General features: G+C 60.4%; 17 protein-coding genes. 7 read left to right on the plus strand and 10 right to left on the minus strand.

The features are described from left to right. Positions 1 to 365 precede the first annotated feature (365 nt). The 4 genes from asnB to NMD14_07695 all read right to left on the minus strand — a co-directional run bounded on the left by asnB (position 366) and on the right by NMD14_07695 (position 5096). A complete protein-coding gene (gene asnB / locus NMD14_07680) occupies positions 366 to 2030 on the minus strand; it encodes an asparagine synthase B (GenBank protein ID XEI34265.1) in 1665 nt (554 codons plus the stop codon). A gap of 194 nt (positions 2031 to 2224) precedes the next feature. Next, positions 2225 to 2593: a cupin domain-containing protein gene (locus NMD14_07685; protein XEI34266.1), complete on the minus strand. Its 369-nt coding sequence runs from the start codon at positions 2591 to 2593 to the stop codon at positions 2225 to 2227. 124 nt (positions 2594 to 2717) lie between these two features. Beyond that, complete coding sequence (locus tag NMD14_07690) at positions 2718 to 4292, minus strand: cation:proton antiporter (GenBank protein XEI34267.1); 1575 nt, start codon at positions 4290 to 4292, stop codon at positions 2718 to 2720. Positions 4293 to 4346: 54 nt separating this feature from the next. After that, a complete protein-coding gene (locus NMD14_07695; protein XEI34268.1) occupies positions 4347 to 5096 on the minus strand; it encodes an HAD-IIA family hydrolase in 750 nt (249 codons plus the stop codon). Between the two features lie 214 nt (positions 5097 to 5310). Here NMD14_07695 and NMD14_07700 point away from each other — a divergent pair, with 214 nt between their 5' ends. Beyond that, positions 5311 to 6330, plus strand: a complete 1020-nt coding sequence (locus NMD14_07700; GenBank protein XEI34269.1) for an adenosine deaminase — start codon at positions 5311 to 5313, stop codon at positions 6328 to 6330. A 101-nt stretch (positions 6331 to 6431) separates the two neighbouring features. Here NMD14_07700 and NMD14_07705 read toward each other — a convergent pair whose 3' ends face one another. The 4 genes from NMD14_07705 to NMD14_07720 all read right to left on the minus strand — a co-directional run bounded on the left by NMD14_07705 (position 6432) and on the right by NMD14_07720 (position 11647). Then, positions 6432 to 7418, minus strand: coding sequence for a zinc-binding dehydrogenase (locus tag NMD14_07705; GenBank protein XEI34270.1), 987 nt, complete (start codon positions 7416 to 7418; stop codon positions 6432 to 6434). 147 nt (positions 7419 to 7565) lie between these two features. After that, on the minus strand, positions 7566 to 8687 hold the full coding sequence (locus NMD14_07710; protein ID XEI34271.1) for an alkene reductase: 1122 nt from the start codon (positions 8685 to 8687) through the stop codon (positions 7566 to 7568). A gap of 196 nt (positions 8688 to 8883) precedes the next feature. After that, entirely contained in the window at positions 8884 to 10419 is a 1536-nt protein-coding gene (locus NMD14_07715; protein ID XEI34272.1) for a TerC family protein, read from the minus strand. Positions 10420 to 10720: 301 nt separating this feature from the next. Then, on the minus strand, positions 10721 to 11647 hold the full coding sequence (locus NMD14_07720) for a cation diffusion facilitator family transporter (GenBank protein ID XEI34273.1): 927 nt from the start codon (positions 11645 to 11647) through the stop codon (positions 10721 to 10723). Between the two features lie 167 nt (positions 11648 to 11814). Between NMD14_07720 and NMD14_07725 the strand changes: the two genes are divergently transcribed. From NMD14_07725 to ltaE, 6 genes are all read left to right on the plus strand, one after another. After that, positions 11815 to 14892 (plus strand): FAD-binding oxidoreductase, encoded by a 3078-nt coding sequence (locus NMD14_07725; protein XEI34274.1) that lies wholly within the window; start codon positions 11815 to 11817, stop codon positions 14890 to 14892. Next, positions 14892 to 15380: a hypothetical protein gene (locus tag NMD14_07730; protein ID XEI34275.1), complete on the plus strand. Its 489-nt coding sequence runs from the start codon at positions 14892 to 14894 to the stop codon at positions 15378 to 15380. The genes NMD14_07725 and NMD14_07730 overlap by 1 nt, the downstream gene beginning before the upstream one ends. A gap of 168 nt (positions 15381 to 15548) precedes the next feature. Beyond that, positions 15549 to 16010: a hotdog fold thioesterase gene (locus NMD14_07735; protein XEI34276.1), complete on the plus strand. Its 462-nt coding sequence runs from the start codon at positions 15549 to 15551 to the stop codon at positions 16008 to 16010. Between the two features lie 180 nt (positions 16011 to 16190). Continuing rightward, positions 16191 to 18092 (plus strand): DEAD/DEAH box helicase, encoded by a 1902-nt coding sequence (locus NMD14_07740; GenBank protein ID XEI34277.1) that lies wholly within the window; start codon positions 16191 to 16193, stop codon positions 18090 to 18092. A 322-nt stretch (positions 18093 to 18414) separates the two neighbouring features. Beyond that, the gene (locus NMD14_07745) at positions 18415 to 19116 is read left to right on the plus strand and encodes a short-chain dehydrogenase (protein ID XEI34278.1); all 702 of its coding nucleotides are present in this window, start codon (positions 18415 to 18417) and stop codon (positions 19114 to 19116) included. A 112-nt stretch (positions 19117 to 19228) separates the two neighbouring features. Next, positions 19229 to 20248 (plus strand): low-specificity L-threonine aldolase, encoded by a 1020-nt coding sequence (gene ltaE, locus NMD14_07750; GenBank protein ID XEI34279.1) that lies wholly within the window; start codon positions 19229 to 19231, stop codon positions 20246 to 20248. Between the two features lie 90 nt (positions 20249 to 20338). Here ltaE and NMD14_07755 read toward each other — a convergent pair whose 3' ends face one another. Beyond that, positions 20339 to 20770, minus strand: a complete 432-nt coding sequence (locus NMD14_07755) for a PAS domain-containing protein (protein XEI34280.1) — start codon at positions 20768 to 20770, stop codon at positions 20339 to 20341. Positions 20771 to 20778: 8 nt separating this feature from the next. Next, positions 20779 to 21801 carry a response regulator gene (locus tag NMD14_07760; protein XEI34281.1) on the minus strand — a complete coding sequence of 341 codons (1023 nt, stop codon included), beginning with the start codon at positions 21799 to 21801 and terminating at the stop codon, positions 20779 to 20781. Positions 21802 to 21816 lie beyond the last annotated feature (15 nt).

The following is a 21816-nucleotide window of genomic DNA, read 5'->3' on the forward strand; positions in this document are numbered from 1 at the left end:
GGCCAGAACCATGAGCTGTATCAACCTTTTTTTGCGGGCAGCCAAGCTGCCGCTATCCATCATCTAGACCAATGGTCAGGTCGAGATCGCCAGCGAGAAGCTCGCTACAGTAGAGCAGGGCGACAGGAGGTCGCTTGTTTGGGGGATCCCCCCGCTCTGCTCGCTGTTTCGTCTGGGTTGCCCCCTTCACGGCGACCCTGCCTAGAGGGTAGGCAGGTTGAATGGGGCGCACGGTTGTTGCAACGCCTGCGAGGCCATATCGGTTCGTGATACTGGCTGAGGGTAATCAGTAAATAAAAAGCCCTTCACCATGGTGAAGGGCTTTTTGCTATCTGACGTATCCGCCCGGGTCGACCTATTCGGGCTTAGTAGCCTTGCTGGTGAACGTCCATCACGGCGCGGCCGGACGGGTCGGCCATCTCTTTGAACTTGGCATCCCATTCCAGCGCAGTGGGGGTGGAGCAGGCGACTGACTTGCCGTATGGCACGGTGCGGGCGGCGGCTTCCAGCGGGAAGTGCTCGTCGAAGATGGCGCGGTAGAAATAGGCTTCCTTGGTGAGCGGGGTGTTGATGGGGAAGCGGAATGCAGCCGCCTCGAACATCTGATCCGTCACCTCTTGTTCTACCATGGCTTTCAGGCTGTCGATCCATGAATAACCCACGCCATCGGAGAACTGCTCTTTCTGGCGCCATGCCACTTCGTGGGGCAGCAGCTCCTCGAACGCTTCGCGCAGGATGTGTTTCTCGATCTTGCCGTTGCCGCACATCTTGTCGGCGGGCTGCAGGCGCATCGCCACATCCATGAACTCCTTGTCGAGGAAGGGCACGCGACCCTCCACCCCCCAGGCTGCCATCGACTTGTTGGCGCGCAAGCAGTCATAGAGGTGCAAAGAGGCGAGCTTGCGCACGTTCTCTTCGTGGAACTCTTTTGCGTTGGGCGCTTTGTGGAAATAGAGGTAGCCACCGAACAGCTCGTCGGAGCCTTCGCCCGAGAGCACCATCTTGATCCCCATCGCCTTGATATAACGGGCCATCAGATACATGGGCGTGGAGGCGCGGATGGTGGTGACGTCATAGGTCTCGAGGTGATAGATGACATCGCGCAGCGCATCCAGACCCTCTTGCACGGTGAAGTGGATCTGGTGGTGGATGGTGCCCAGATGGTCGGCCACCTTGCGGGCAGCAGCGAGATCAGGCGACCCTTCCAGGCCGACGGCGAAGGAGTGCAGTTGCGGCCACCAGGCTTCGCTCTTGCCATCGTCTTCCACCCGACGGGCGGCGTAGATCTTGGTGATGGCGGAGATCACGGACGAATCCAGCCCGCCGGAGAGCAGCACGCCGTAGGGGACGTCACACATCAGTTGGCGCTTGACCGCCGCTTCCAGCGCCGCTTTCAGCTCGGCCTTGTCGCTGACGTTGTGCTCGACCGCTTGATATTCCATCCAGTCGCGTTTGTACCACTGTTTGAGTTCGCCATCCTTGCTCCACAGGTAGTGTCCCGGCGGGAAGGTTTCGACGCTCTTGCAGACCGGTACCAGCGCCTTCATCTCGGAGGCGACATAGAAGTTGCCGTGCTCATCGCGACCGGTATAGAGGGGGATGATCCCCATGTGATCGCGACCGATCAGGTAGGCATCCTGCTCGGCGTCATAGAGGATAAAGGCGAAGATGCCGTTGAGATCGTCGAGAAACGCCGGGCCCTTCTCCTTGTAGAGGGCCAGCAGCACCTCACAGTCGGACTTGGTCTGGAACTGGAAGTCGACCTTGAGGCTCTTCTCCAATTCCTTGTGGTTGTAGATCTCGCCGTTGACGGCCAATACGTGAGTACGCTCGGGGTTGTAGAGCGGCTGGGCGCCATTGCCCGGATCGACGATGGCCAGGCGCTCATGCACCAGAATGGCTTTGTCAGAGCTGTAGACGCCGGACCAGTCAGGCCCGCGGTGACGGAGTCGCTTGGACATCTCCAGCGCCGATTTGCGTAGGGCAGCCGCATCGGACTTGATGTCCAGAATGCCGAAAATAGAACACATTGGCGGTAATCCTCATTGATTTTTATAGAGCCCCCCACGTTTGGGCTCGAAACTTCATTTACATTCCTCGTCAGACACAATGCCTAGCGGAAAAACCTTTTGCAAGCGGGAAAACCGCAGAAAATCATGCCGTACACGTCAACCCGGTCGGCCTGAAAAAAGGGCAGCCACGGCGGCTCAGGTTAACGCAAACGTCAGGTTGCAGCGGGCTCGAAGATCACATAGAGCTTGCGGCAGGGGGTGAGGGTCTCCCACTCCCCAACAAAACCGGCGGGAATGACAAATTGATCCCCGGGCTTGAGGGTCAGACGCCCCCCTTCACCGTCGTGGATCACCGCCTCACCCTCCAGCAGTTGGCAATACTCGTGCTCGGTGTAGTGGATAGCCCAGCGGCCCGGCTCGCAAGCCCAAAAGCCCACGTGAAACTGCTGGCTGGGGTCGGAGTAGTGATTCCACACCGTTTGCGCCGGGCTGCCTGCTTTAATGCGCTCGGGGGCTGGCATCAGCGGGGTGGGGGTTGCCTCGTGGTGACCGAGCAGGATCCAGTCGTTAAGGGTCTTCATGGTGCCTCCTGGCAATGGGGATATAAAAGCGGGGCCATCCCGGCCCCGCGTTTGTTTTATTAAACGAAGTTGAACATAACTTAAACGATACGTATCCCCTTGCCAAGTGCCGTAATCCTAATGGTCAGAGCGGCTGCAAGCGGCGGATCACATGACGGGCGAAGCCGCTGCCCGCTTCGTTATAGACGTTGAACACCGCATCCACCCCCTGTTCCTGCAGGGAGGCGATATCATCCTCGAAGCGGACGATGGCGGCGATCTTGCCGTTGAAGCCGTGGCTGCGCAGCTTCTCAATGGCGTAGAGATTCCCCGAGTGGTGGGGCATCGCCAGCAGTACCAGATTGACCTGATTGGAGAGCAGCACCTTGTCCCAGAAGTCGGTATCGGTGGCGTCGCCCTCGATGACGTTCATTCCCTGGGCGCGCAGGGTGGGCAGCTTCTCGCTATCGTTCTCCACCCCGAGGATGACGTTGCCGTATTTGTTCTCCAGCTCGAAGTAGGCCCCCTGACCGATCCGCCCCATACCGAGGATGATCACCTCCGCATCGCCAAGCTCAATGGGCCTGTCTTCCGGATGGAGGTTGCTCGCCTGCAATCCCCGCAGCCAGTGGCCGATGCGGTGGTAAATGCGCTCGCTCTGGGCATTGAGCGGGGCGGAGATCATAAAGCTCGCCGCCAGTGCCAGCGAGACCGCTACCAGCCACTCGTGGGATAGCCAGCCTGCCTTGGCGGCGATGGCGGCGACAATGAGGCCAAACTCCGAGAAGTTGGTGAGCGCCAGGGTAGAGAGTAGGGCGGTACGTACCCGCAGGTGGGCGCCGCTGTAGACCAGATAGTAGAGGGCGCTTTTCAGCGGCAGGGCCAGCACCAGCGCCAGTGCCAGCAGCATGGTCTCTTGGGTCGGCAGCCCGTTGAGGCCGATGGTGAGAAAGAAGCAGACCAGAAAGAGGTCTTTGAGGTTAAAGAGCGCCTTGGCCAGCCCCGCTGCCGCCGGATGGGAGGCGAGCAACATGCCGATGATCAGCGCCCCGAGATCCGGCTTGAGGCCGACCACTTCAAAGCCGGCGGCCCCCACCACCAGCGCCAGAAACACCCCGAACAGCACCTGCAACTCGCCGTGACCGGCCCGCTCCAGCAACTTGAACAGCAGCGGACGCAGCAGTGGCAGCCCCAGCACCCAGAGCGCCCAGATACTCGGCAACTTGCCGCTGGAAAACGCCAGAAACGCCACCGCGAACACATCCTGCATCACCAGTACCCCGATGGCGATGCGGGCGTAGAGGGCGTTCATGTCGCTGCGGTCTTCCAATACCTTGACCGCGAAGACGGTGCTGGAGAAGGAGAGGGCAAAGCCCAGCAGCAGCGCCAGTTTCCAGTCCAGTGACAGGGCGAGGTGGAGCCCCAGTCCCTTGCAGACCAGCAGTACCACGGTAAAGAGCAGGGTGGAGAGCAGCAGGTGCAGGCTGGTGGTGCCCCACACATCGCGCCGCATCAGGGTCTTGATATTGAGCTTGAGGCCGATGGTGAACAGCAGCAGGGTGACGCCGAGATCGGCCACTGTGCTCAGGGCCGGGCTATTTTCATATCCCATGCCGTTGAGGATAAAACCGGCGGCCAGAAAGCCGAGCAGGGGGGGCAGGCCAATCAGATTGACTACCATGCCGCAGCCAAAGGCCACGGCGATCAGAATGGGTTCCATAACAGATCCTGCAAGGGCAGTTGAGACCTGCCCTGTTTAACGCTTGGGTGTTGATTAGACGATATCGATGTCGACCACGGAGTCGAAAATATGGTTCGGGCGAAACGGCATGCGGTCGATATCCGCCACCTTGCTCACCCCGGAGAGCACCAGCACCGTCTCGAGACCGGCCTGAAAGCCCGCCAGAATGTCGGTGCGCAGGTTGTCGCCAATGATGATGGTGTCGTCGGAGTGGGCCTCCATCCGGTTGAGCGCCGCACGGATGATCCAGGCGCTCGGCTTGCCGACATAGAACGGCTTCTTGCCGGTCATCCGCTCGATGGGGGCGCACAGGGCGCCGCAGGCCGGGTGCATCATGGGGCCGTGGGTATCGGGGTTGGTGGCGATAAAGCGGGCCCCCTGATCGACGAACTTGGCCCCCTGCTGCATCATGGTCCAGTTGTAGTTGCGGGTCTCGCCCACCACCACGAAGTCGGGGTCGATGTCGGTGATGGTGAAACCGGCCTTGTAGAGCTCGTGGGTCAGCGCCCCTTCACCGATCACATAGGCCTTCTTGCCATCCTGACGCTTGAGGAAGTCGGCGGTACCCATGGCGGAGGTGTAGAAGCACTCCTCCGGCACTTCGATCCCGGCGGAGCTGAAGCGGTTTTGCAGATCTTTCTGGGTCTGGGCCGGGTAGTTGGTCAGAAACAGCAGCTTGCTACCCTGTTCCAGCAGGCGATGAACGAAGTGGTCGGCGCCGGGCACCAGATCGTTGTTGTGCAGTATGACGCCGTCGATGTCACAGATGACACTTTTCTTCATGGGGACTCCTTGTGTAGGCGCAAGAGGCGGCGGAAAGTAGCGCCAACTCTTAATATCTTCAATCAGTTATGTTGTTTTTGTGACGCCATTATAAGTCTGTTTGATGACAAGTCTCCCCCACAATCAGAGATAGGTGCACAATGAGCAGAAGAGGGGAGGGATCCGCTCTGCGAGTGGCAGATCCCGCGGTCTGTATGTTGATGGAGCCGTCATCATGGATAACTTTATTGCCGGTTTGCCCAAGCTGGAGTTGCACCTGCATATCGAAGGAACGCTCGAGCCTGAGCTGATGTTTGCCCTGGCCAAACGTAACGGGGTGGCCCTGCCCTGGCCCGACGTGGCCAGCGTGCGAGCCGCCTATGATTTTGACTGCCTGCAATCCTTTCTCGACCTCTACTATCGCGGCGCCAGCGTGCTCATTACCGAGCAGGACTTTTTCGACCTCACCTGGGCCTATCTTGAGCATTGCGCCGCCGACAAGGTGGTGCATGTGGAGATCTTCTTCGACCCGCAGACCCACACCGCCCGCGGCGTCCCTTTTGCTACTGTGCTCGGCGGCATCGAGCGGGCGTTGCAGAGCGGGGAGAAGGAGTTTGGCATCAGCTGGCGCCTTATCATGAGCTTTTTGCGCCACCTGAGCGAGGAGGAGGCCTTTGCAACGTTGGCAGAGGCTATGCCCTTCCTGTCGCGCATTCACGGCATCGGCCTCGACTCGGGGGAGAAGGGCAATCCGCCCAGCAAGTTTGCCCGGGTTTTTGCCCGCTGCCGCGAGCTGGGGTTGCCGGTGGTGGCTCACGCGGGTGAAGAGGGGCCCGCCGACTACATCTGGCAGGCGATCAACGAGCTGCAGGTATGCCGCATCGATCACGGGGTGCGCTCGGCCGACGATCCCGAGCTGCTGCGCTATCTGGCCGATACCCGGCTGCCGCTCACCGTCTGCCCCCTCTCCAACACCCGGCTCAAGGTGTTCGGCAATATGGCCCTGCACAATGTGTTGCGGCTGCTGGAGCAGGGGCTGTGCGTCACCATCAACTCCGACGATCCCGCCTACTTTGGTGGCTACATGGGGGCCAACTTTGCGGCGCTGTCGGATGATCTCGGCGCCACCCCGGATCAGCTCTGCCGCCTCTCGCTCAATGCGGTGGAGGCGAGCTGGCTGAGTCTGGCCGACAAGGCGCGGCTGACCCGTGATATTCGCACTCATGCCGCCCGCCACGGGGTGCAACTGCACTGAGTCAGGAGCCAGTTAATCCCGGATGAAGAAAGAGAGGCCCGCCATCACTGGCGGGCCTCTCTCATTTCAAAGGCTGGTGTGGTTGCTGGAGGACGGCAGCATTACGCCACCCGCACCAGAAACTTCTCGCCCTGTCCTTCGCGCTTGAAGCGCTCGAGCAGAGTGGGCAGCGCCTCGAAATTGCCTACTACCAGCGGCGGCAGGGTCAGCTCGCCGCTCGCCATCTGTGCCATCATGGCGACACCGGCGGCCACCAGTCGGCTCCACTGCTTGTCGGTGCCAAAGGCGTGCTGGGCACCCAGCGCAATCTCGTGCAAGGAGTGGCAGTGGGCAAACGCGGGCAGCGGATTGTGCGGGATGCGCCCGAGCACCGTCACCATGTGACCGTAGTAACCCAGGGTGGGCAGCAGGCTCTCTGCCTGCAGGCTGGAGACCAGATCGATGATCCCCTCGAACGGCTCATTGCCGTTGGCGGTCTGCAAGGTGGCCAGCCAGTCGGAGTCCCGATAATCGGCTACGCCCTGCACGCCGATCTGCTTGAGCCATTGATGGTGGCGTGGGCTGGCGCTGGCAAAGACCCGCGCCCCCTGCTGGAGGGCGAGCTGCACCGCAAAGCGGCCGACACTGCTGCCGGCACCTGTGATGAGCAGCGCTTCGCCGTGCAGGCGTGGCAGCTTGGCCAGCGCCTGCCAGGCGGTGAGGCCGGGACAGGGCAGGGCGGCCGCCGCCTCGTCACTCAGGGCATCGGGCACCGGCAGCAGGGCGCGGGCTGGTACCCGGGTGTGGCGGGCAAAGCTGCCGTGGTGGCGCAGATCGGTGTGGTAGGCGACCCGGGCGCCGAGACGCAGATGGCTGACGTTGGCGCCGAGCGCCACGATAGTGCCCATGCCATCAACGCCGGGCACCTGACCATCCTGCCAGTTGGAGTGGCCATATTCGATCAGCTTCCAGTCCACCGGATTGAAGGCGATGACCCGGTTGGCCACCAGCACCTCGTCAGGGGCGAGAGGCGATAAAGAAAGTTCGGTCAGGGTGAGCTGCTCTGGCTCGCCCGGGGCATGCCAGCACCAGGCCTGGGTGTGATTCATGGGGACTCCTTGCGAAAGAGTGGGGGAGAGCTGAACGAGATCAGGCAACAGTAAGATAACCATAACTATCACTGTTGCGAATGGGCAACAATGCAGCAGGCCCCAACCTGTGGGGCCTGCTTCAAGTTACCGATTGGCTATCGGAAATCAGCTGCTGGTGGTTGCGTCATCTGCCTGATAGACGGGGTAGTCGGTCAGCCCTTTCTCGCCGCCGCCAAACAGGGTGGCCGGATCGTGGGGGGCCAGCGGATAGCCGTGGCGCAGCCGGTTCGGCAGATCCGGGTTGGCGACGAACGGGCGGCCAAAGCCAATCATGTCGGCCCAGCCCGCGTCGAGGGCGGCGCGTGCACGATCACCATCATATTTACCGGCATAGATCAGGGTGTTGGGGAAGGCATCCCGCAGACCCTGCTTGAAGTTCTCCGGCATCAGGGGCGCATCGTCCCAGTCCGCTTCGGCAATGTGCAGATAGGTGACATTGAGCTGGCCCAGCAGACGGGCGGCCGCCAGATAGGTCTCCTGCGGGTTGGCATCCACGGTGCCGTTGAGGGTGGTGAGTGGCGCAAGACGCACCCCAACCCGATCGGCGCCGATTTCACTGTTGACCGCCTCGGTCACCTCCTTGAGGAAGCGCAGCCGGTTCTCCAGCGAGCCGCCGTAACTGTCGGTGCGGGCGTTGGACTCGGAGTCGAGGAACTGGTTGATCAGATAACCGTTGGCGGCGTGCAGCTCGATGCCGTCAAAACCGGCGCTGATGGCGTTGCGGGCCGCTTGGCGGAACTGGCCCACCACCGCATCAATATCGGCTTGAGTCATGGCGCGCGGGGTGACGGTCTCGACAAAGCCCGGCGCATCGCTGCCGTTATCGACGAACACCTTGACGCCCACTGCTGGCAGGGCTGAAGCGGAGATGGGCTGGGCGCCGCCGATGTTGTCCGGATGGGTGACCCGGCCCACGTGCCAGAGCTGGGCGAAGATGGTGCCCCCCTTGGCGTGCACGGCATCGGTCACCAGCTTCCAGCCAGCGATCTGCTCGGCGCTGTAGATGCCCGGCGTCCAGGCATAGCCTTTGCCCATGGGGTCGATTTGGGTGCCTTCGCTGATGATCAGCCCCGCCTCGGCGCGCTGGGCGTAGTAGCTCGCCATCATGGCGTTGGCTACGTCACCGGGCTGACTGGCACGGGAGCGGGTCATGGGGGGCATGACGATGCGGTTGGCAAGGTGCAGCTGGCCGAGGCGCAGCGGGCAGAACAGGTGATCGTGGCTCATCTTGAGTTCCTCATGGTGGAAGTGAGGCTACTTTATGCCGGTATCTTGTTGTGAAAAAGAGGGGTAATTGCACAAGAGAATTGTGCTTGATGCAGCAATCAGTGCAAACCGCCGGGAAAGAAGGCGCTGAGGCATAAAGTTGAAGCATAGAAAAGAGGGCCGTATGGCCCTCTTCTGTTTTCTGCTGGTGGCAGGCTCAAGCCGCGCCCGGCATCACTCTCACCCGTTCGATGCGCCGCTCGCTTACCTCGATCACCTCGAAGTTGAGCTGCTGCAGTTGCAACTGCTGGCCCGGGGTGGGCAGGGTGCCGAAGTGGGAGAGCAGCATGCCCGCCAGGGTCACGTATTCGTCGCTCTCGCTCACCAGCCCTTCGTGCTCCAACACCTGCTCTACATGGTGGATGTTGGTGCTGCCGTTGATCAGCCACCCTTCGCCATCGCGCACAATATCCGGGGTTTCGTCCTCGTCCGGCAGCTCGCCGACGATGGCCTCCAGCAGATCGTGGGTGGTGACCAGCCCCTGAATGACGCCAAACTCGTCTGAGACCAGAATAAGGCTTCCCTTGGCTTTGCGCAGCTCTGCCAGCAGGCGGATCACGTTGATGGTCTGCGGCACGATAATGGGATCGTTCTGCTTGGCCAGTTCGCTCAAAGATTGCCCTTCGTTGAGGGCAAACAACAGATCCCGCGCCTTGACCACCCCGATCACCTCGTCCAGATCCCCGTCACAGATGGGGAACAGACTGTGGGGCTCGCGCTGCAGCAGGGTGCGGATCTCGTCGCTGGAGTCGTTGATATCGATCCAGGCCATCTCCGAGCGCGGGGTCATGATGGTGCGAATGGATCGCTCGGCCAGCGACAGTACGCCGGTCACCATATAACGCTCCTCCTCGCCAAAGCTCACCGGTTCGGCGGCTGGGGCGTCCAGATCGTCGTCCGGCTGATCCTGATAGGCCTTGCTGCCCATCAATTTGAAGATGGCGGCTGTAGTGCGCTCGCGCAGCGGCTGTTTGGATTCGTGGCGCTCGGCGCTGCGCTGGGCCAGCTGGTTGAAAAACTCGATCAGCACCGAGAAGCCGATGGCCGCATAGAGGTAGCCTTTCGGAATGTGGAAACCGAAGCCCTCCGCCACCAGGCTAAAACCGATCATCAGCAGGAAGCTCAGGCAGAGCACCACCACTGTGGGGTGGGCGTTGACGAAGCGGGTCAGCGGCTTGGAGGCGAGCACCATCACCACCATGGCGATGGTCACGGCGGCCATCATCACGCCCAGGTGTTCCACCATGCCGACGGCGGTGATGATGGAGTCGAGCGAGAAGACCGCATCGAGCACCAGAATTTGGGCGATCACCACGCCGAAGCTGGCGTAGGCGCCGACCGGGCCATCATCCTGGGGTTTGGCTTCCAGCCGCTCATGCAGCTCGGAGGTGGCCTTGAACAGCAGGAACAGGCCGCCCCCCATCAGGATCAGGTCCCGACCGGAGAAGGGATGATCCCACAGGTGCAAAATCGGGGTGGTCAGGGTGACCAGCCATGACATGACGCTCAGAAGCCCAAGTCGCATCAGCAGGGCCAGCGACAGGCCGATGATGCGCGCCTTGTCCCGTTGGGCGGGGGGCAGTTTTTTCACCAGAATGGCGATAAAGACCAGGTTGTCGATCCCCAGCACGATTTCCAGAATGATCAGGGTAAACAGACCGATCCAGATATGGGGATCCAGCAGCAATTCCATTGTGACGACCTCAATAAAAACAGACAGAGCAGAGAGTGATCACGGCGCAAGATGGCCGCAGTAACAGCAAGGCAAAGGTGTTATTCAGAGGCGCTGATTAAGCAGAAAAAGATAGGCTTTGACAGAGAGAGACGAAGGGCAACTTCGGGGATTGTCCATGATGGGCAATAAAACCTCGGGTGAAAAATGAGCCCTGATGATAGCGGCTGGCGCCAATTTGGCAAGAGCAGTGTCAGCGGGGCGTGATGGGGTTGTGATGCGACAGGGGGAGGCGGTCGTGCCACGCTCCCCCGTGCAGTCGTTACAACCAGCGCTTTTCGCGGGTGAAACAGACCGAGAGCCAGGCATCCCCCAGGGTGTCGCCGAGGCGAGACCAGAGCTCCTGACGCAGGGCATCCTGACGTTCGACGGGCCACTCCTGACCCGGCGCTACCAGAATGTTCAATTCCAGATCGAAGCGGCGACCGCTTTTGGCCAGATGGCTGTAGCACTCGATGCCGTGGCGCTGGCGCAGCGCCTCGATCTCCTGTTCTACTTGCCGTGGCACATCTCCCTTGGGGGCGATCTTCAACACTTCCCGCAGGTTGCGACCGAGCACCTTGATGGGAATGAGAGTGGCGCAGAGGGCCAGCAGCGAGACCAGCACCGGATCTATGTAGCGGTTGTATTGGCCGTAGCCGATGGCATCAAGGCCAATGGCGACTACGAAACCGATAAGCAGGGTGGCGCTGAGCAGGGTATCCACCAGCCACTCCTTGGAGTCGACCCGCACCAGCTCGGAGTCTACCTGCTCGGCGACCTGGGCTTCGATACGATAGATGATGGCGCAGAAGAAGGTGGAGACGGCGGCATAGATGAGAGCGTGGCCGAGATCGATCTCTCGTCCGCCATCTAGCAGGGTGGTGATGCCGCTATAGAGAGCGCCAAGGCAGAGCAGCAGAATAATGGTGCCATTGATGACGTTGGTGATGGGCTCGAAGTGGGCGTAGCCATACTGGAAGCGCGCATCGGAAGGGCGGGTAACGAGATAGGCGGTAACAAGACCGAGGCCTGTCATGCCCATGCTGAACAGGGTGAAGATACCATCGAGCATGATGGCGTTGGAACCGACGAAGAGGCCGTAGCCGATGCCGAAGATGGCAAAGGTGATACAACCGAACAGCGACAGGGTAAGCGCCTGTTTTTCGGTGGTGACCAGCGTACTGATAACATGGCTGTGGTGAGCCATAAAAGTCCTCCTTTCAAATGGTGAATATTGCCAAGCGCAAGCGGTTTTCTAGCTGATATACTGCCCGCTCACATGTGAGCGGACTGGCCTGATTGCCATTGACAGGCGGCTGGCCAGTCGTTGTCGCCGGCGTGCCGGCATCAAGCAAAGGATGGGAACAAGGATTCATGATCCCGAGACTCGATTACCAGGACAGTTTGTCACCCACAACCCTGCAGTTTCTTGAGTTGCTAGAGCGCAGCGCATTTCGTGGTGATATCGAAAAGTCTTATGCAAGCCGGTTGGCGATGGCGACGGATAACAGCGTCTATCAGGTAGTACCTCAGGCGGTTCTCTATCCGCGCAGTGCGGACGACATAGCAGCAATGCTCAAGCTGGCCGCAGAGCCGGCGTTCGCCTCCTTGAGTTTTTTCCCTCGCGGTGGCGGTACCGGCACCAATGGTCAGTCATTGGGCGGCGGCATTATCGTCGATCTCTCCCGTTATATGAACCAGATCATGGAAATTAATCTAGAGGAGGGGTGGGTGCGTGCCCAGGCCGGGGTGGTGAAAGACCAGCTCAACGCCTATCTCAAGCCCCATGGCTACTTCTTCTCGCCGGATCTCTCCACCTCCAACCGCGCCACCTTAGGGGGCATGATCAACACCGACGCCTCGGGGCAGGGGTCACTGGTTTACGGCAAAACCTCGGATCATGTGCTGGGGCTCAAAGCCGTGCTGGAGAATGGCGACATCATGGCCACCGAGCCGCTGACCGGTGAGCGACTGGCCGACAAGCTGGCGCTGGAGAGTCGGGAAGGGGAGATCTATCGCACCCTCTATCGCATCGGCAAGGAGCGCCGCGCCGACATCGAGGCGACCTTCCCCAAGCTCAACCGCTTTCTGACCGGTTACGATCTCAAGCACCTCTATCAACCCGATACCGACACGCTGGATGTGAGCCGGGTGCTGTGCGGATCTGAAGGGTCTCTCGGCTTTATCACCGAAGCCAGACTCAACATCACCCCCATTCCGCGCTACCGCACCCTGGTCAACGTCAAGTACGACAGCTTCCCCTCCGCCCTGCGCAACGCCCCCTTTATGGTGCAGGCGCAAGCTCTCTCGGTGGAGACGGTGGACTCCCGGGTGCTGGGGCTGGCCCGCGCCGACATTATCTGGCATTCGGTGAAAGAACTTATTCAGGATGTGCCCGGCAAGGATCTGCAGGGGCTCAATATCGTCGAGTTTGCCGATACCGATGAAGCAGAACACAAGGCCAAGGTGGCAGAGCTCTGCCGCCGTATCGACGACCTGCTGGCCAAGAGTGAAGCCGGGATTATCGGCTATCAGGTATGTGACCACCTGCCGAGCATCGAGACCATCTACACCATGCGCAAGAAGTCGGTGGGGCTGCTGGGCAACGCCGAAGGGCGCAAGAAGCCGGTGGCCTTCACCGAAGATACCGCCGTGCCGCCAGAGTCGCTGGCCGATTTCATCATGGAGTTTCGCGCCCTGCTGGATGCCCACGGCCTCGACTACGGCATGTTCGGCCACGTCGATGCCGGTGTGCTGCACGTGCGCCCGGCGCTGGATTTGTGCGATCCCGAGCAGGAGGTGCTGCTGCGGCGCATCTCCGATCAGGTGGTGGCGCTCACCGCCAAATATGGCGGCCTGATGTGGGGCGAGCACGGCAAGGGCTTTCGCTCCGAATACAGTCCCGCCTTCTTTGGCGAGTTGTGGGAAGAGCTGCAGCGGGTCAAGGGGGCATTCGACCCGGCCAACCGCATCAACCCGGGCAAGATCTGTATCCCCTACGGTAGCGGCGCCGAGCTGGTGTCGGTGGATGGCCCCAAGCGCGGCAAGTATGACCGCCAGATCCCGCTCGCCGTGCGCACCAGCTACACCCGCGCCATGGATTGCAACGGCAACGGCCTCTGCTTCACCTTCGAGACCGACTCCCCCATGTGCCCCTCGGTCAAGATCAGCCGTGATCGCCGCCACTCCCCCAAGGGGCGGGCGGGCCTGATGCGTGAATGGTTGCGTCAGCTGGCGGAGCAGGGCTTCGATCCGCTGGCGGAAGAGGTGGCGCTGCAATCCGGTGGTGTGCGCTTCAAGCAGCTGGTGGACAAGGTGCGCAACAGCTGGGCCAAACAGCGCGGCGAATATGATTTTTCCCATGAGGTGATGGAGGCGATGGCCGGCTGTCTGGCCTGCAAGGCGTGCACCAGCCAGTGCCCGATCAAGGTGGATGTGCCCGATTTTCGCGCCCGCTTTATGCAGCTTTACCACAGCCGCTACCTGCGCGCGCCCAAGGATTACTTCGTCGGCACGGTGGAGAGCTATACGCCGCTGCTCGCCAAGGCGCCTAAGCTGGTCAACTTCTTCCTCGAAAAAGAGTGGGCCCAGAAGGCGACCGAGAAGAGTATCGGCATGGTGGATGTGCCGCTGCTCTCGGTGCCGACCCTGGCCGAGAGCCTGCACGACAACCGCGCCCGCTATTTTGATCTGCCGGGACTGGAGCGGATGAGTGTCGAGCAGCGCAAGCAGGTTGTGCTCATCGTGCAGGATCCCTTCACCAGCTATTACGACGCCCCCGTGGTGCGCGACCTGGTGAAACTCGCCAGCAAGCTCGGCTTCCAGCCCTATTTGCTGCCCTTTAAACCCAACGGCAAACCCCAGCATATCAAGGGGTTCCTGCGCGCCTTTGCCCGCACCGCTGCCAACAGTGCCCAGTTCCTCAACAAGGTGGCGGCGCTCGGCATCCCCATGGTGGGGGTGGATCCGGCCATGGTGCTCTGCTATCGCGACGAGTATGCCAAGGCGCTGGGGTCGGCCCGCGGTGATTTTCAGGTGTTGCTGCCACAGGAGTGGCTGCTGTCATTGCCGGCAGATCAGCTGCCCGTCAGCGCCGATAAGGCAAAGCACGAGGAGGAGCGCGATCCCGAGCCTTGGTATCTCTTTGCCCACTGTACCGAGAAGACCGCCAAGCCCTCGACCCACGGTGACTGGAGCACCCTGTTTAGCCGCTTCGGGGCCAGCTTGCAGCCAGTCTCTGTGGGTTGTTGCGGCATGGCGGGCACCTATGGTCACGACGTCAAACAGGTGGAGAATTCCAAGGGAATTTATGGGTTGAGCTGGGCTGACCCCCTTGCTCGTTTGCCCAAAGCGCGCTGCCTGGCGACCGGCTATTCGTGCCGCAGTCAGGTCAAGCGGATGGAGGGGGAGAAGCTTAAACATCCATTGCAGGCCCTGCTGGAGCTGCTCTGATGCTGACGTTTCCCAAGCGGTTTCGGGTGCCGAAGGCCTATCGGCACCCGCGCTTCTTGTTGTTGCCCGCCACTCCCGCTCAGGCGGTGGTGGAATTTGTCGCCATGTTGCGCGAGTGCGAGCAGCTCCATCAGCTGTTTCGCCCGAACGATATCTGGCCCTCCGCCCACTTCAGCCTGAGTCAGCACGAAGGGGATCTGGAGTGGCAGCAGTCGGAGTTTCTGGCCAAGCGCTCGTTTGCCTATGGCCTCTGGAGCCCGGATCGGGAGCCGCAATTTTGGGGCGGGGTTTATCTCTACCCCTCGGTGTTGCCGGAGGTAGAGGTGGAGCTCTTCTTCTGGAAGGTGGCCGAGGCGCCCATCACGGATGAGGAGCTGGAGATTCAGCTGCGCTACTGGCTCGCCAAGGTGTGGCAGTGGCCAGAACCCCGCCTGCCGGGGCGAGATGTGCCCTGGGCTGAGTGGCCCGGCGTTACCTACCCCTGGTGACATCCAGCTTAAGGGCATGATTGTGTAACACGCAGCTCCGGGTGGGGGCTGCGTTGTTACCACGTCACCTGGTAACCAACAACTCATATAACCGAACCATTTTGCCGATGGAGGGCGTTTCACTCATATCGGTACGCATTCATCGCTTACATAAGGAGTCTGCTCGCAATGAGTCACGATATTGCGCCCATCTGGCGTAAACCCATGAGTCTGGAGGGGCTCAACGCCACCTCTCGCAACACCCTGATGGCCCATCTTGATATCGTCTACACGGCTTTTGGCTCCGATTGGCTGGAAGCGACCATGCCGGTGGATCACCGCACTCACCAGCCCCTGGGCATGCTGCATGGCGGCGCATCCGTGGTGCTGGCGGAGACGCTGGGTTCCTTGGCGGCCAATATGGCGGTAGGACCAGATAGCTACTGCGTGGGACTGGAGGTGAATGCCAACCATCTGCGGGCCAAGCGGGAAGGGGTGGTGACCGGTCGTTGCGCGCCGCTGCATCTGGGGGCGACGACTCAGGTGTGGCAGATTGAAATTCGGGACGAGCGGGAACGTTTATTGTGTACCAGCCGATTGACCATGGCGGTGCTCAAACACAAGCGGGACAAGGACTCTGGCGAAGCGTGATCTGCAATCACGCACTATGGCTGAAAAATAAGCAAGCCATAGTCGCAAGATCCCTCTATAATTGCCAAGGTCTTGAGAGGCTTATCACATTTTTCAAGACAGCAGAACAAAGTGGCGCTATAATCGCCGCCTTTTTGCTATTCCGCGGTGTTAGCCGCCTGCCTTAATCTGGAAGAATCTATGTCTGATACCGAACAACTGCCCCTTTTTAGTGAGCTTGGACTGGCCGCGCCTGTATTGAAAGCGCTGCAAGACGTGGGCTATGAGCGCCCGTCACCGATCCAGGCCGCAGCAATTCCCCACCTGATGGCGGGACACGATCTGCTGGGGCAGGCGCAAACCGGTACAGGGAAGACCGCTGCTTTTGCCTTGCCTCTGTTGTCTCGTCTGGAAGCTGGTAACCGCAATACCCAGGTTTTGGTGCTGGCACCGACCCGTGAACTGGCGCTGCAGGTTGCCGAAGCGTGCCAACGCTACGCCCACCACATGCCGGACTTCCACGTACTGCCGATCTACGGTGGCTCCTCTTACGAAACCCAGACCCGCGCGCTGCGTCGTGGTGCCCAGGTGGTTGTCGGTACCCCGGGTCGTGTGATGGACCTGATCCGTCGCAAGAACCTGGACCTCTCCGGCCTGAAAGCGCTGGTACTGGACGAAGCCGATGAAATGCTGCGTATGGGCTTCATCGACGACGTGGACTGGATCATGGAGCAGTGCCCGAGCACGCGTCAGGTTGCCCTGTTCTCCGCCACCATGCCGGACCAGATCCGTCGCGTTGCCCAGAAGCACCTGAAGCAGCCCAAAGAGATCAAGATCATCACCAAGACGTCCACTGCACCGACCATCCGCCAGCGTTACTGGCAGGTAACTGGTCTGCACAAGCTGGACGCCATGACCCGTCTGCTGGAAGTCGAACCGTACGAAGCCGTACTGGTCTTCGTGCGCACCAAGAATGCTGCCGAAGAGCTGGCTGGCAAACTGGCCGCTCGTGGCCACGCCTGTGAAGCACTGCACGGCGACATCCCGCAGAAACTGCGTGAGCGTACCGTCGACAAGCTGCGTCAAGGCCAGCTGGACATCCTGATCGCCACCGACGTCGTCGCTCGTGGTCTGGACGTTGAGCGCATCACTCACGTAGTGAACTACGACATTCCGTATGACACCGAATCCTACGTTCACCGTATCGGTCGTACCGGTCGTGCTGGTCGTAAAGGTGAGGCCATCCTGTTCGTCGCTCCCCGCGAGCGTCGCATGCTGCGCGCCATCGAGCATGCAACTCGTCAGGCTATCGAGCCGATGAAGATGCCGAGCACCGATGACATCAACCAGCATCGTCTGGCCAAGTTCAAAGAGCGCATCCGCGAAACCATGATGGGTGAAGAGCTCGAGATCTACGTGAACCTGGTTAACGAGCTGATCGAAGAAGATTCTGCCGACCCGCTGGAGCTGGCTGCCGCACTGGCCAAGCTGGTACAGGGCGACCAACCGTTACTGCTGGATGACTCCATTCCGGATCCGCTGCTGAATGCCAGCAACGATCGTGGTGGTTTCGAGCGTCGTGACTTCAACGACCGTGGTGGTCGTGACTTTGCCGACCGTGGTGATCGTCCTGCCCGACGCATGCCGTCCCTGGAGCCGCGTCCGCTTAAAGACAACCCGGATGTGGAGATGGAGCGCTACCGCGTAGATGTGGGTGCTCATCACGGCGTCAAGCCGGGCCAGATCGTGGGCGCCATCGCCAACGAAGCGAATATCGAGAGTCGTTTCATCGGCAACATCGACATCGCTGATGACTTCTCCACTGTCGATCTGCCGAAAGGCATGACTGCCGATGTATTGGAAGTGATCAAGAAAGCCCGTGTTTGCCAGCGTCCGCTGCAAATCACCCGCTATACCGAAGTGCCAGCCGGCAGCAACACTGCCAGCCGTCCGCCCCGCGGTGATCGTCCGTTCCGTGGTGACCGTCCTTTCAACAAGGATCGCCGTCCCCAGGGTGACCGTCCGTTCAACAAGAACGGTGAGCGCCGTGAAGGTGGCTTCAACAAAGATCGCAAATTCGGTGGCAAGCGTCGCGAAAGCTGATTGCTGACGCCATGATGAAGTAGGCCGCTCATGGAGTGGCCTCTGATTTGCAAAGAACCCACTCTTTTTAAAGAGTGGGTTCTTTTTTTGGCTATTTCCTTCCTGATTACGTCCTATCCCGCATCCAGCGAAGAGGTTGTGCAACTACCAGGAGTCCTTGTTTTACTTGGGCAAATTCGCCATCCGCTCCTTGTGGTGGCATAGTGAATTTGGCCGCCATCTGGGGGAAACGTGATGAGGGGCGTATTACCGTTTGGTCAAGTCACCGCCGGTTGATTATTCTGATACGCTCTAAGCAAGATAACTCTCCATGGAATGGGCGATGAGCTACTTGATCCTCGGTAGTGGTGCGCTGGGCTCGGCGCTGGCAAGAGAGCTGATGGCAAGGGGGGAGTCCTTCCTGCTGGCTGGGCGTACCTATCCAAAAGGGATCGAGATGGGGGCCTTCTTCCCGTTGCCAGAGGTCGATGCGATCTCGTTCGATGCCCTGTTTACCCTCTACGATACCGATCCGCTCCCTACCGTGGTCATCAACACCATCGGCTTGTTGCACGATGTCAGTTTTATGCCGGAGCGTCGGGTCGAAGAGGTGCACCCCAAATGGCTGTGCGACAGCCTGCTGGCTAATGCCTGGCCAACGCTGGCGCTGGCTGCCCGTTTCAGCCGGTTGATGGGCAATGACCATCCGTTGTGGCTCTGCGCCATCTCCGATCTGGCGGGTTCCATTGCCGCCAATCAGGAAGGGGGGCGTTACAGCTACCGGATGAGCAAGACGGCCCTCGACATGGGGGTGAAAACCCTGGCTCTTGAGTGGGTGCAACGTTTCCCGCAAGCGGGGGTGGTGGCAGTGGCGCCCGGCTTGATGGACTCCCCGATGAACGCTCCCTTTCTGAGCGAGTTGCCTGTGGAACAATTGCAGGATCCTGCCGAGGTGGCGGTGAAATTGCTCAATCTCATTGCTGGGTTATCGTTGACCCAATCGGGCCAGCTACTGGATCTCCACGGTCAGCCGCTGCCCTGGTAAATCTCGCCAACGGCTTAGCCAGACGCCCATTCGCTTCACATTCTGCTCATGCGCCCCTTGCCAAGCGAGGGACGCATGGCTAACGTCACTCTCCTGTTTCAGGAGGGATCTCATGCGCTATATCGATTTACGAAGTGACACCGTCACCCAGCCTACTGATGCCATGCGTCAGGCCATGCTCCACGCCGAAGTCGGTGACGATGTCTATGGTGAAGATCCGGGCGTCAACGCGCTGGAGGCCCATGGGGCCAGATTGCTGGGTAAACAGGCGGCGCTGTTTGTGCCATCGGGCACCATGTCCAACCTGCTGGCGGTGATGAGCCACTGTCAGCGTGGGGAGGGGGCCATCCTCGGCAACGCCGCTCACATCTATCGCTATGAAGCGCAGGGGAGTGCCGTGCTGGGCTCTGTGGCCCTGCAACCCTTGCCGATGCAGCGTGACGGCACGCTGGCCTTCGATGATATCAAGGCCGCGCTGGCCCCTGATGATGCCCACTTCGTTCAGACTCGCCTGATCTGCCTCGAGAACACCCACAATGGCAAGGTGCTGCCGCTCTCCTATCTGCAGGAGATGGGGGCATTCGTTGCCGAACGCGGCTTGAAGCTTCATCTCGATGGTGCCCGGCTCTTTAACGCTGCCGTGGCCAGCGAGACCCCGGTCGAGGTGATCGCCGCGCCGTTTGACAGTATCTCGATCTGCCTCTCCAAAGGGCTGGGCGCACCGGTGGGTTCGCTGCTGGTGGGCAGTCACGACTTCATCGCCCGGGCGCGCCGTTTGCGCAAGATGCTGGGGGGCGGCATGCGTCAGGCGGGCAGTCTGGCGCAAGCCGGTCTGTTTGCTCTCGAGCAGCATGTGACCCGTCTGGCCGATGATCATCGCCGTGCCAAACGGTTGGCCGAAGGGTTGGCTGCGCTGCCGGGCATCGAGCTGGATCTCTCGCTGGTACAGAGCAACATGGTATTTCTGCGCCTTGCCAAAGGGGAGCCGACACAGCTGCTCGCTTTTATGAAGGAGCGGGGCATTCTCTTCTCCGGTTATGGCGAGCTGCGCCTGGTGACTCATCTGCAGATCAACGATGACGATATTGAAGAGGTGATCGACGCCTTCACCGAGTATCTCGGGGCGCGTTGAGACGGCTTGGTGAGGTAGCCGTTATACCGAGACCTGTTTATACCGAAATAACAGAGGGCGTCGCGGCGCCCTCTGTTATTTGCTGCAAGCTCAAGCCTGCCGCTGGCCGCTCATCAGCATGGCCTCATCGGTGGCATCGTAGATCATCACCGCGATGTGGGTTACCTGACCACCGAAATCGGCCAGTGGTACCAGCGTCAGGTTCTGGAACATGTGGGGGGCTGAGCCGGTAATGGGGCGGTAGTTGGAGAAACGCAGCAGGTAGGGCTTCTGCTCCCAGGTGCTGAAGGCGCGGTTGTTGAGCTTGAAGACCATGTTGGCCTTGCGCTCGAACCAGGCTCTGTCCACATCGGGGAACAGCTCGAACAGCACGCCGTCGCGCACCTCACCGGCCAGTCGGCCGCTGTGGCTCTCCATAAAGCCGTTCCACACCTGTACCTTGTACTCCTTGTCGAGCACTACCAAGCCAACGTCCAGATTCTGGACTATGTTCATCAGCCAATGAAATTCGCGGATTTCCATAGTCACTCCTAGAGCATGTGCATGATTTTGTTGTTCATGGTGGTGATGGAATCTTCGGTAAACAGCAGCAGCAGATCACACTGCACCGCGTAATCCTGGATCCGGTAGTTGATCTCGATGGCGAGCGTGCGGCGCCAGCGACTCTTGTTGGTGTTGATCAGCTCGTTGATGGGTCTGTGCTGGCCGAGCACCACCGGATGGCCCTGACTGAAGGGGGTATCGAGCTGGTTGGCGTAGCCGCGCAGGAAGGCGCCGATCAGCACGTTGGCGGTATCCATCAACAGCTCCAGTTCGGCGGAGCGATCCAGCGTCCCCTGATGGCTCATCAGCTTGGCCAAATCTTTGAAGCTGGAGTCATGGAACAGGATCAGCGCTTCGCCAGCGATCCCTGCCCCGATAAACCCCTGACAGACAGCGGAGAGGGTATCTGAATCCGCAGCCGCCGAGAGGGCCATGTGCAGCTCGGAGACCTCCAGCACGTTGACGTTGGGGATAGGCAGCACCACGAAGGCGTTGAGCAGACGGGCCAGCAAGTCGGCAGCCTGACCCATGGAGACGTTGGCCAGCTCCTGATAGACATCGCGAATTTCGGGGGTGATCTTGACGCCCGCATCGGCTATCACGCCTCTGGGCAACGGCTCGGTGGCGCTTGGCTGACCGCTCGGGGTGGCACTCCAGAAGCCGTGCTTTTTGAGCAGGGCGAGCAGGGTATCGGGGTCGGCGGGTTTCTTGATGAAATCGAGCGCCCCCAGCCCCATGACCCGCTGATAGGCCTCTGGCTGGATATCGCCGGAGACCACGATCACCTTGTTACGCAGTCCTTCCCGTTGCAGGGTCTCCAGCACGCCGTAACCGTCCATTTCCGGCATGGTCAGATCGAGGAAGATGAGATCGCCATGACCCATCAGCACCTGTTCGATCCCTTCAAGACCGTTGGCTGCGTAGTGCACATCTACTTTCCAGTCGGGCGGGAACGCCCGTGCCAGCTGTTTGCGGGCGAACCCGGAGTCATCACATATCAATACATTCATGGCGTTCGGCAGGCT

The sequence above is a fragment of the Aeromonas veronii genome, from assembly GCA_041319085.1.
GTDB lineage: Bacteria > Pseudomonadota > Gammaproteobacteria > Enterobacterales > Aeromonadaceae > Aeromonas > Aeromonas veronii_F.